8 protein-coding genes and 2 pseudogenes are annotated in these 10,588 nt (G+C 75.3%); 4 read left to right on the forward strand and 6 right to left on the reverse strand.

The genetic code is table 11. The annotated features are described in order from the left end of the window. Nucleotides 1–40: 40 nt before the first annotated feature. The 3 genes and pseudogenes from JD78_RS22860 to JD78_RS22945 all read right to left on the reverse strand — a co-directional run. Nucleotides 41–865 (reverse strand): annotated as a pseudogene (locus tag JD78_RS22860) (branched-chain amino acid ABC transporter permease); the annotation flags it as partial. Nucleotides 866–977: 112 nt separating this feature from the next. Beyond that, nucleotides 978–1,871: a branched-chain amino acid ABC transporter permease gene (locus JD78_RS07275; protein ID WP_166521052.1), complete on the reverse strand. Its 894-nt coding sequence runs from the start codon at nt 1,869–1,871 to the stop codon at nt 978–980. Between the two features lie 31 nt (nt 1,872–1,902). Beyond that, complete coding sequence (locus tag JD78_RS22945; protein ID WP_153360874.1) at nt 1,903–3,465, reverse strand: ATP-binding cassette domain-containing protein; 1,563 nt, start codon at nt 3,463–3,465, stop codon at nt 1,903–1,905. 169 nt (nt 3,466–3,634) lie between these two features. Here JD78_RS22945 and JD78_RS07285 point away from each other — a divergent pair, with 169 nt between their 5' ends. Then, nucleotides 3,635–4,495: a PaaX family transcriptional regulator gene (locus JD78_RS07285; RefSeq protein WP_153360873.1), complete on the forward strand. Its 861-nt coding sequence runs from the start codon at nt 3,635–3,637 to the stop codon at nt 4,493–4,495. 31 nt (nt 4,496–4,526) lie between these two features. On the opposite strand, the gene JD78_RS07290 is transcribed toward JD78_RS07285, so the two are convergent. From JD78_RS07290 to JD78_RS22865, 3 genes and pseudogenes are all read right to left on the reverse strand, one after another. After that, nucleotides 4,527–5,363 (reverse strand): ABC transporter permease, encoded by an 837-nt coding sequence (locus JD78_RS07290; RefSeq protein ID WP_153360872.1) that lies wholly within the window; start codon nt 5,361–5,363, stop codon nt 4,527–4,529. After that, the gene (locus JD78_RS07295; RefSeq protein ID WP_153360871.1) at nt 5,360–6,361 is read right to left on the reverse strand and encodes an ATP-binding cassette domain-containing protein; all 1,002 of its coding nucleotides are present in this window, start codon (nt 6,359–6,361) and stop codon (nt 5,360–5,362) included. The genes JD78_RS07290 and JD78_RS07295 overlap by 4 nt, the downstream gene beginning before the upstream one ends. 325 nt (nt 6,362–6,686) lie before the next feature. Then, nucleotides 6,687–6,932 (reverse strand): annotated as a pseudogene (locus tag JD78_RS22865) (MarR family winged helix-turn-helix transcriptional regulator); the annotation flags it as partial. A gap of 60 nt (nt 6,933–6,992) precedes the next feature. Here JD78_RS22865 and JD78_RS07305 point away from each other — a divergent pair. From JD78_RS07305 to JD78_RS07315, 3 genes are read left to right on the forward strand one after another with little or no spacing between them, the layout of a single operon-like run. Further along, the gene (locus JD78_RS07305) at nt 6,993–7,898 is read left to right on the forward strand and encodes an NmrA family NAD(P)-binding protein (RefSeq protein ID WP_153360870.1); all 906 of its coding nucleotides are present in this window, start codon (nt 6,993–6,995) and stop codon (nt 7,896–7,898) included. Between the two features lie 10 nt (nt 7,899–7,908). Continuing rightward, nucleotides 7,909–8,997 carry an acetamidase/formamidase family protein gene (locus JD78_RS07310; protein ID WP_153360869.1) on the forward strand — a complete coding sequence of 363 codons (1,089 nt, stop codon included), beginning with the start codon at nt 7,909–7,911 and terminating at the stop codon, nt 8,995–8,997. Further along, nucleotides 8,994–10,532: an AtzH-like domain-containing protein gene (locus tag JD78_RS07315; protein ID WP_243730995.1), complete on the forward strand. Its 1,539-nt coding sequence runs from the start codon at nt 8,994–8,996 to the stop codon at nt 10,530–10,532. The genes JD78_RS07310 and JD78_RS07315 overlap by 4 nt, the downstream gene beginning before the upstream one ends. Nucleotides 10,533–10,588: the final 56 nt, after the last annotated feature.

Below are 10,588 nucleotides of genomic sequence, written 5' to 3' on the forward strand. Positions count from 1 at the left end.
GGCCGTAGACCAGCCGGCTGGCCGTGGACGGGTCGAGCCCGCCGGAGCCGGGCGCCGCGAGGAAGGGCAGCGCCGAGCTGTACTCGGCCAGCACCAGCGGCAGCGCGGTGACGAACACCGCGCCGACGACGGCGCCGGGCACCGAGCCCAGCCCGCCGAGCACGATCATCACCAGGAAGTCGATCGACGCGGTGAGGGAGAAGACGTCGGGGGCGACCCGGCCGTAGGCCAGGGCGAGCATCGCCCCCGCCGTCCCGGCGTAGGCGGAGGAGACGATGAAGGCCGACATCTTGGCGCGGGCCACCCCGATGCCCATCGCCGCGGCCGCGGTCTCGGAGTCGCGCACGTTCGCCCAGGCCCGGCCGGTGCGGCTGGTCCGCAGGTTCGCGCCCAGCCAGCAGGCCACGACCGCGAGCAGCAGGAACAGGTACCAGAGCCGGTGCAGGCCCTCGAACTCCACACCGGCGACGGCGAGGTAGTCGGGGTCGCGGTTGCTGAAGCTGAACCCGCCGAGCGCGAAGGACTCGACCGACCGGCCGGTGAACCCCCCGGTCCAATCGGTGAGGTTGAGCAGCAGGTGCCGCACGACGAAGACCAGCGCCAGGGTGGCCAACCCGAGGTAGATGCCGCGCAGCCGGCCGGCGACGGGCGAGAAGGCAGCGCCCACGCCGGCGGCGACGAGCGCGGCCAGCAGCAGGCCCAGCACCGGGGGCAGGCCCGCGCCGGAGACCGCGGTCGTGGTCTCACCGGTGGACCAGGCGTAGACGTAGGCGCCGATCGCGGCGAAGGCCGCGTGCCCCAGCGACAGCTGCCCGGCGACGCCGACCAGCAGGGTGAGACCGACCGCGCCGATGGCGGCGGCCATCACGAACAGCCCGGTCTGCAGCCAGAAGTCGTCCAGCACGAGCGGCAGCGCGAGGGCGACGACCAGGAGCGCGAGGCCCCCGAGCCGGCGGAGCAGGCCCGACCGCAGGAGCTCAGACACGGACGGCCTCCTTGCTGCCCAGCAGACCCGAGGGCCGCACGAGCAGGACGACGATCATGACCACGTACGGCGCGACCTCGCCGAAGCCGGCGCCGAGGTAGGGCTCGAGGTCGCCCTCGTAGCCGGTGACCAGGGCGCTGGTGAGTCCGATGACCAGGCCGCCGACGACCGCGCCGGGCACCGAGTCGAACCCGCCGAGCACCCACGCCGGGATGGCCGCGAAGGCGCTGAGGGCGATCGTCGGTGCGACGCCCGGCGAGGGGAAGGAGGTGAGGAAGACCCCGGCGACCGCGGCGAGCACCCCGGCGAGCGCCCAGCCGGTGGCCGCGGTGCGGGACAGCCGGATGCCCATGAGCGAGGCGGTCGGGCCGTCGGCGGCCGCGGCCCGCATACCCACGCCCAGGTCGGTGCGGGAGAAGAGGTACCAGAGGGCGGCGAAGGCGACCACGGTCACGCCGGCGGCCACCACCCGGCCGGTGGGCAGCGCGATGTCCCCGAACCGGACCACGGACGCGCCCCACGGTGCACCGACGGGGAGCACCTGGTTGCCGATCCGCCGGGTCAGCTCGGTGAGGAGCACGATGTCCACCCCGAGCATGAGGATGGCCGCCGTCCCGGGGTTCGGGTCGGCGAGGTTGCGCACCAGCAGCGCGTTGATCAGCACTCCGACGACGGCCGCGCCGAACAGCGCCACGAGCAGCGCGGGCCAGAAGCCGATCGTCGGGTGCAGCACCGCGACGAGGTAGGCCCCCAGCAGCACGATCGACCCGTGCGCGAAGTTCAGCACCCCGGTCGAGGTGAAGACGATGGCGAACCCGGCGGCGATCAGGCTCAGCACCAGCCCGTAGGACAGGCCGTTGAGCACCTGGGTGAGGAAGTAGCTCATCTCGGGGTCTCCGCTCCGCTGCCGTGGCCGGTCACGCCGCCGACGCCCCGAGGTAGGCGCGGAGGACCTCCGGGTCGCGCTGGACCTGCGCCGGGGTGCCCTCGGCGATCTTCTTGCCGAAGTCCAGGACGGTGACCTGCTCGGCGAGCCCCATCACGAAGGGCATGTCGTGCTCGACGAGCAGGATCGACAGCCCGAGGTCCCGGCGGACCTGGCGGATCGTCTCGGCCATCTCCTGCGACTCGCCGTGCGTCATCCCGGCGACCGGCTCGTCCAGCAGCAGCAGCGAGGGGCGGGCGGCCAGCGCCCGGCCCATCTCCACCCGCTTGCGGTTGCCGTAGGACAGGCTGTGCACCGGGACGTCCAGCAGCGGGCCGAGCCCGAGCAGGTCGGCGATGTCGCGGACGGTCGCCCGGTGTGCGCGCTCCTCGCGGCGGGCGCCCGGCGTGCGCAGCGCGGTGGCGACCACCCCGGAGCGCATCAGCCGGTGCCGGCCGACCAGCAGGTTGTCCTCGACGGTGTCCTCGAGGGCCAGCGAGATGTTCTGGAAGGTGCGGGCCACCCCGAGCTCGGCGGTGCGGTGCGAGGGCAGGGCGGTCAGCTCCTCGTCCCCGTAGGTCACGCGGCCCTCGGTGGCCCGGTAGGCACCGCCGAGCACGTTGATGCAGGTGGACTTGCCCGCGCCGTTCGGCCCGATCAGCGCGTGCACGGTGCCCGGCTCGACCGCGAAGGAGACCTCGGACAGCGCGGAGATCCCGCCGAAGCGCACCGTGAGGTCCTGGACGGAGAGCCGCCGGGGCGGGTCGGCGTGCGCGATGCCCGGCTCGGTGACGACCACGGGGGCCGGGCGCTCGGTCGCGGTGACGCCCAGGTAGCGCTCCCGGACGTCGTCGCTGGCCGCGAGCTCGTCGGCGCTGCCGGAGGCGGTGACGTGCCCGACCTCCAGCACGTGGGCCCGGTCGGCGACGCGCAGCCCCATCACCGCGTTCTGCTCGATCAGCAGCACGGCGGTGCCCTGGGCGTTGATCGTGGTGATGATCTCGCCGATCTGGTCGACCAGCAGCGGGGCCAGCCCCAGCGAGGGCTCGTCCAGCAGCAGCAGCCGGGGGGAGGTCATCAGCGCCCGGCCCATCGCCAGCATCTGCTGCTGACCACCGGACAGCAGCCCGCCGAGCTGGCCGCGGCGCTCGGCCAGCACCGGGAACAGGTCGAACACCCGGTCCCGGGCCTCGTCCCGGGCCGTGCCGTCGCGGACCGTGAAGCCACCGGCCCGCAGGTTCTCCTCGACGGTGAGGTCCCGGAACACCCGCCGCCCCTCGGGCACCTGCACCAGACCCCGCCGCACGACGGCGGAGGTGTCCAGGCCGGCGAGGTCGACGCCGTCGAAGTGGATCGTCCCGCCGGTGACCGCGCCGCCGTAGGAGCCCAGCGCCCGGGAGACGGCGCGCAGCAGCGACGTCTTGCCGGCACCGTTGGAGCCGAGGACGGCGACGACCTCCCCCTCGGCCACCTCCAGCGAGACGTCGCGCAGCGCCTGGACGGCACCGTCGTAGGAGACGTCGAGGTGCTCGACGCGGAGCAGCGGTTCAGCCATCGCCGTCCTTCCGTGGTGACCTCGGACCGTGCGGGAGCCGACCACACCGATCACCTGCACAGCGTGGTCGCGGTCACAGAAAAGCTAGAGACGCACTCGACGTCCGTCAAGGAGTTGTATAACTTCTCGGTCACAGCTCCGGCTCGGTGGCCGGGCCGGAGGAGGACATGTGGACACGGCGGTCACCCCACCCGAGGCGCCCGGGACGACCGAGTCGGCGCCCGACCGGGCGCACCGGCCGCAGTCCCTGGTGCTGGGCTTCCTCGGCGGCTTCGTGCTGTCGAGCGACCTGCCCCCGCTGCCGTCGGCCGTGCTGCTGGACCTGCTGGGCGAGCTCGGGGTCACCGAGGCGGCCGCCCGGGCGACGCTGCAGCGCATGACCCACCGCGGCCTGCTGGTCCGCTCCCAGGTCGGGCGCACCGCCCGCTACGAACTGACCGACCTGAGCCGGTCGGTGCTGAGCCGGGCGGGGGAACGGGTCGACTCCCCGACCCCCTTCGGCCATCCGGAGGGCAGCTGGACGCTGCTGAGCTACTCGATGCCGGAGAGCCGCCGCGACCTGCGGCACCGGATGCGCTCCCGGCTGGCGTGGGCGGGCTTCGGCGGGCTGCGCGACGGGTTGTGGATCGCTCCCGGCACCGTCGACGTCGCGGCGGTCTTCGCCGAGGCGGGGCTCGAGGACGCCGCCGAGCTGGCCGACTGGTTCGCCGCCCGGCCCATGCCCGGCACCGAGGTCGGCGCGATGGTGCGCCGGGCCTGGGACGTCCCGGCGGTGCTGGCCGCCCACCACGTCTTCCTCACCGCCTGGGCCACCCCTCCGGTGCACCTCAGCGAGCTGGGCCGCGCCACCCTGCTGATCGCCGACTGGCTGCGCCTCCTGCGCACCGACCCCGGGCTCCCCGCCGAGCACCTCGGTCCGGACTGGCCGGCCCAGCGGAGCGCGGAGTGCTACGGGCACACCTCCGCGGCCCTGCGCCCCGGCGCGGTGGCCGAGCTCACCCGGGCGCTGACCGCGGCCGGGGCCCCGTGAACGACCCGCGCGGCGCGTGCGCGCCCTCGGGTCAGCGGCTGCGGTAGAGCCTCGTGGTGACCGGGACGAACGCCGCGGCAAGCGCCACCGCCACCGCGAGGGAGACGCCGATCGCCACGCCGTCGGGCTCGCCGGCCATCAGCGACCGGGAGGCGGTGGCCAGCACCGAGATCGGGTTGACGCCGACGAACGCCTCGAGCGGGCCCGGCAGCGTCGCGGGGTCGACGAAGACGTTGGACAGGAAGGTCAGCGGGAAGATCGCCATGAAGCCCGCGTTCATCACCGCGTTCGGCGACCGCAGCAGCAGCCCGAGCACCGAGAACACCCACGACAGGCCGAAGGAGAAGACGACGACCAGCGCCAGCGCCGCCACGACGCCGCCGACGCCGCCGTCGGGCCGGAAGCCCAGCGCCACGCCGACCACGATGATCACGGTGCCGGCCACCAGGTAGCGGACGCTGTCCCCGAGCAGCGAGCCCACCAGCGGGGCCGGCCGCCAGATGGGCAGCGAGCGGAACCGGTCGACGACCCCCTTGGTCAGGTCGGTGTTCAGCGCGACGCCGGAGTACACGGTGGTGAAGAGCACCGACATGACCAGCAGGCCGGGGAGCGTGTAGTCCAGGTAGGCGCTGGTGGAGCCGGCGATCGCGCCGCCGAACAGGTAGGTGAACATCAGCAGGAACATCACCGGGGTGACGGTGACGTCCAGCAGCTGCTCGGGCACGTGCTTGACCTTGAGCATCCCCCGCCAGCCGAACGTCACCGCGGTCGACAGCGGCCCGGGCCGGGGTGGCCGTGGGGTGGCGGAGATGGCCCGGCGGACCGCGGCGGTGTCCGCGACGCCGGACGTGCCGGTGGTGGTGGTCATGACAGCTGCTCCTGCCGGACGTCGGAGGGGGTGGTGTCGGACGTCGCCTCCTCGGCGGCGTGGCCGGTGAGCGCCAGGAAGACCTCGTCGAGGGTCGGTTGCTGGAGGGCGAAGTGCGCCGGTGGGGTGCCCGCCCGGGCCAGCTCGGCGACGGCGAGCGCCGCGCGCTCGGGGTCGGCCCCGGTCGCCGACAGCGCCGTGGGGTCGCCCGCCAGCACCACCGGCCCGACCACGCGGTCCAGGAGCTCCGCGGCGGCGGCCCGGTGCGCGGGGTCGGCGAGCCGGACGTGCAGCGACCCGGTGCCGACCGATGCCTTGAGGTCCGCGGGCGTGCCCTCGGCGATCACCCGGCCCCGGTCGATGACGGCGATCCCGTCGGCGAGCTGGTCGGCCTCCTCCAGGTACTGGGTGCAGAGCAGGATCGTCGTGCCCTCGGCGACCAGCGCCCGGGCGATCTCCCAGACCTGGTTGCGGGAGCGCGGGTCGAGCCCGGTGGTCGGCTCGTCGAGGAACACCAGCGGCGGCGTGACGACGATGCTCGCCGCGATGTCCAAGCGGCGGCGCATGCCCCCGGAGTAGTGCTTGACCAGCCGGCCGGCGGCCTCGGCGACGTCGAAGGCATCGAGCAGCTCGTCCGCGCGGTCGCGGGCGGCGGCTCGGGAGTACCCGAGCAACCGGCCGAGCAGCACCAGGTTCTCCCGGCCGGTGAGCTCCTCGTCGACGGAGGCGAGCTGCCCGGTGAGGCTGACCAGCCCGCGCACCGTGTCCGCCTCGGCCACGATGTCGTGCCCGAGCACCTGGGCGCTCCCGGTGTCCGGCGGGATCAGCGTGGCCAGCATCCGGATGGTGGTGGTCTTCCCGGCGCCGTTGGGGCCCAGCACCCCGTAGACGGTGCCGGCGGGGACGGCCAGGTCGACCCCGGCGACCGCGCGGGTCCCGCCGAAGGACTTGCCGAGCCCGCTGGCGTCGATGGCGAGCGGGGGTCGGGTGGTGGTCATCGGCTTCCTCACCTCGGGTGACCGTGGGCATCTCGTCAGAGGTGGGACCGAGCGTGGACCCCGGACTCATCGCCGCGCGAGTGGTTTCCCGCCATCCCCGGTGACGCCACCCCCGCCGCCTCCGCGGATGCCGCCGGTCAGGACGCGCGGGGGCCCGCATCGTCGCCAGCAGCCCGGACAGCAGCTGCCGTTCGGCCGCGGTGAGCCGGCCCACGCTGTCGGCCGGGAAGGTGAAGGCCCGCCGGACGGCGCGGTGCTCGCGGCGGCCCGCCGGGGTGATCGACACCCGCTTGACCCGCCGGTCGGCCGGGTCGGGCTCGCGGGTCACCAGCCCGCGGGCCTGCAGCCGGGTGACCAGCTGGGTGACGTTGGAGGCGTCGCACAGCAGCACGGTCGCGAGCTCCCCCATCGTGCTGCTGCCCCCGGTCAGCTGGTCGAGCAGGCAGGCCTGGGCCGCGCTGAGCCCGGCCTGCTGCGCCGCCCGGTCGTAGGCCGCGTCGTAGCCGTAGACGAAGTCCCACAGCTGCTGGTCGAGGTCGGTCACGGTCCCGAGATTACTTGAGTGACTCATGTGTTTGTGCTTGCATGAGCCGAATTACTTCAGTGGCTCAACCAATCGGAGGAGAACACCGTGCCGGCTCCCAGCGCAGCAACCCACCCGACCCGCGTCCTGGTCACCGGCGTCCGTGGCAAGACCGGGAGCCCGCTGGCGGAGCTGCTCGCCGCCCGGGCGGGCGTGGAGGTGCTCGGCGGCAGCGGCGACCCGGCCACGGTCACCGCCGCGGGCGTCCGGCCGACCGCCTTCTCCTGGGACGACCCGGCCGGGTGGCGCGGTGCGGTCCAGGGCGTCGACGCCGTCTACCTCGTCCGGCCCGACCGCCCGGACACCCCGGAGCTGGTCGGTGCCCTGCTCGACCAGGTCCCACCCCGGGCGCACGTCGTCCTGCTGTCCGAGCAGGCCGCGGACGACCCCGACCCGGACGGCTGGGCGGTCCGGGTCGAGCGCGCGGTGGAGGTCAGCGGCCACAGCTGGACCGTGCTGCGGCCGAGCTGGTTCATGCAGGTCTTCACCGACCCACGGTTCTACCGGGACCTGCTCGCCGGTGGCGGGGAGCTGCCGTTCCCCGACGGGGGCGCGGCCATCGCATGGATCGACGCCCGGGACATCGCGGCGGTGGCCGAGCGCGCCCTGCTCGAGCCGGGGCACAGCGGACGGGTCCACGAGCTCACCGGCCCCGAGGCGCTCACCCTGCCGCGCACCGCCGAGTTGCTCTCCGGCGTCGCCGGCGGTCCGGTGGTGCACCGCGAGGTGACCGTCGAGGAGGCCCTCACCGGCACCGAGGGCTTCGACCGAGACCTCCTCGCCCTGACCTACGACCGGGTGCGCCGCGGCAGCTTCACCCCCGTCGCCGGCACCGTCGAGCAGGTGACCGGGCGGCCGGCCCGCACGCTGGCGGCCTTCCTCGCCGAGGTCGGGTCGACCGAGCGGCCCGCAGCCGTCCCGATCCGGAACACCGCCGAAACACCGGTCACCTAGCGTCCGGCCGATGACCGACCCCGTCCTGCAGCCCGGGCCCGTCCTCCAGCCCGGTCACGGCCCGATCCCGGCGGCCACCTACCTGCCCTCGACGCCGGAGCACGTGCTGTGGGGCCGGCTGCCCTGCGCGGCGGACGCCCCGGTGCTCACCGTCGCCCCCGGGACCGACGTCACCGTGGACACGGTGAGCCACGAGGGGATCCTGGAGGACCAGGGGCGCGACCCGGCCCGGTACTTCGCCCGGCACGGCGCGACCGAGGTGCTCGAGGACGCGGTCGCGCTGGCGGCCAGCGAGGCACCGCACCGCTTCGGGGTCGACGGGCCGCACGTGGTGAGCCGGCCGATCGCCGTCGACGGTGCCCGGGTGGGCGACCTGCTGGCGGTGACCGTCCTGGACGCCACCCCGCGGGTGCCCTACGGCGTCATCTCCAACCGGCACGGCCGGGGTGCCCTGGCCGGGGAGTACCCCCGGGACGCCGAGGCCCTGTACAGCGCCTTCGCGACCGTCAGCGCGGACGGCGCGTCGGGCCTGCTGCCACTGACCGAGGGGGGCGAGCGCTCGGTGCGGTTCCCGCTGCGCCCGTTCCTGGGGGTCATGGGCATCGCCGTGCCGGGCCGCGAGCGGCCGCACTCGGTGCCGCCCGGCCCGCACGGCGGCAACATCGACATCGCCCTGCTGACCGCCGGCAGCACCCTCTACCTGCCGGTGCAGGTCGACGGCGCGCTCGCCTACGTCGGCGACCCGCACTTCGCCCAGGGCGACGGCGAGGTCAGCCTGACCGCACTGGAGGGCAGCCTGCGCGCCACGCTGCGCTTCGACGTCGTCGCCCGGGAGGACGCCCTGCGGCAGTTCGGCGAACTGGCCGGTCCGCTGGCCGAGACGGCGGAGTTCCTGGTGCCGACGGGCCTCGACGAGGACCTCGATGCCGCGGTGCAGCACTGCGTGCGCGCGGCGATCGCCCTGCTGCAGGCCCGGTTCGGGATGGACCCGCGGCTGGCCTACGCCTACCTCTCCGCCGCCACCGACTTCCGGATCAGCCAGGTGGTCGACGTCGTCAAGGGCGTGCACGCCACCATCCGCAAGGCCGACTTCGGGTGACCGCCGCTCCCCCGCCCGCCGGTCTGCTCGACGCGGTCGCCGCCTACGAGGCCGCGCTGATGGCCGACGACGTCGCCACCCTCGACCGGCTCTTCGCCCCGGGGCCCGCGACCCTGCGCGCCGACGCCGAGGGCGTCCTGGTCGGGCACGAGGCGATCGCCGCGTTCCGCACCGCCCGCGGCGGCGCCCCGCGGCGCACCGTGGTGCAGACCCACGTCCAGGTCGTCGACGCCGACCACGCCCTCGTCGTGGTGGTCACCGAGCTGGCCCGGGGCGGCCGGGGGCTGATGACCCAGCTCTGGGCCCGCGCCGCCGGGGTGCTCGAGCACGGCGGCTGGCAGGTCACGGCCGCGCACGTCTCCGTGCCGGCCCCGGCGCTGGACAGCCGCGTCTGGCGGGTGGTCGGCGACCCGCTGGTGCCGCCGCCGGGCGTGCACCCCCGCGACGAGGGCCCGCTGGCCGGCCAGACCGTGGCGGTCAAGGACCTGTACGCGGTGGCCGGGCACGCCGTCGGGGCCGGTAACCCGGCCTGGCTGGCCCAGGCGCCGGTCGAGTCCGCGCACGCCGGCGCCGTGGCCCGGCTGCTCGACGCCGGCGCCGCCGTCCGGGGCATCGCGCGCACCGACGAGTTCGCCTACTCGCTGGCCGGCGCGAACGCCCACTCCGGCACCCCGCCGAACGCGGCCGCGCCGTACCGGCTGCCGGGCGGCTCCTCCAGCGGCAGCGCCACCGCCGTCGGCCTGGGGCACGCCACGATCGGCCTGGGCACCGACACCGGCGGGTCGATCCGCGTACCGGCGGCCTACCAGGGGCTGCACGGCATCCGCACCACGCACGGCGCCGTCGACCGCACCGGGCTGCTGCCGCTCGCCCCGGACTTCGACACGGTGGGCTGGCTGACCCGGTCGGCCGACCTGCTGCAGGCGGTGGGCGACGTCCTGCTGCCCCCCGGGTCCCCCGGCGGCGCCGACGACCTGGTGGTCGCCTCCGGCCTGCTCGACCTGGCCGAGCCCGACGTCGCCGCGGCGGTGCGCGCCTGGGCCACGGCCGCCGGCGCCGCCGAGGTGCAGCTCCCGCTGGACCGGCTCGACGACTGGCGCACCGCCTTCCAGACCTGGCAGGCCGCCCAGGCCTGGACGGCCCACGGCCCCTGGCTGGACGGCCGGCTGGACGTGCTCGGCGCCGACGTGCGGTCCCGGTTCGCGCACGCCGCCACCGTCGACGCCGGTACCGCCACCGGCGCTCGCGCGGTGCTGGACGACGCCCGGCTGCGGCTGCGCGAGCTGGTCGGTGACCGGGTGCTGGTGCTGCCCAGCGCGCCCTCGGTGGCACCGCCGGCCGCGACCGGCGCCACCCCGGAGAACCGGACCGCGACGATGCGGCTGACCTGCCTGGCCGGGATCGCCGGGCTGCCCGCGGTGAGCCTGCCGGTCCGCACCGCCGACGGCCTCCCCGCCGGCGTCTGCCTGGTGGCCGCGGCGGGGCGGGACCGCGACCTGCTCGCCCTCGCCGCGGGGCGTCCCGGCCCGGGTTGAGCCGCGCCGGGCAGGGTGGAGCCGCGGGCGCACGCGGCTCCACCCTGCCCGGCGCG

Origin of the sequence: Modestobacter roseus (assembly GCF_007994135.1) — a bacterium.
Classification (GTDB): Bacteria; Actinomycetota; Actinomycetes; order Mycobacteriales; family Geodermatophilaceae; genus Modestobacter; species Modestobacter roseus.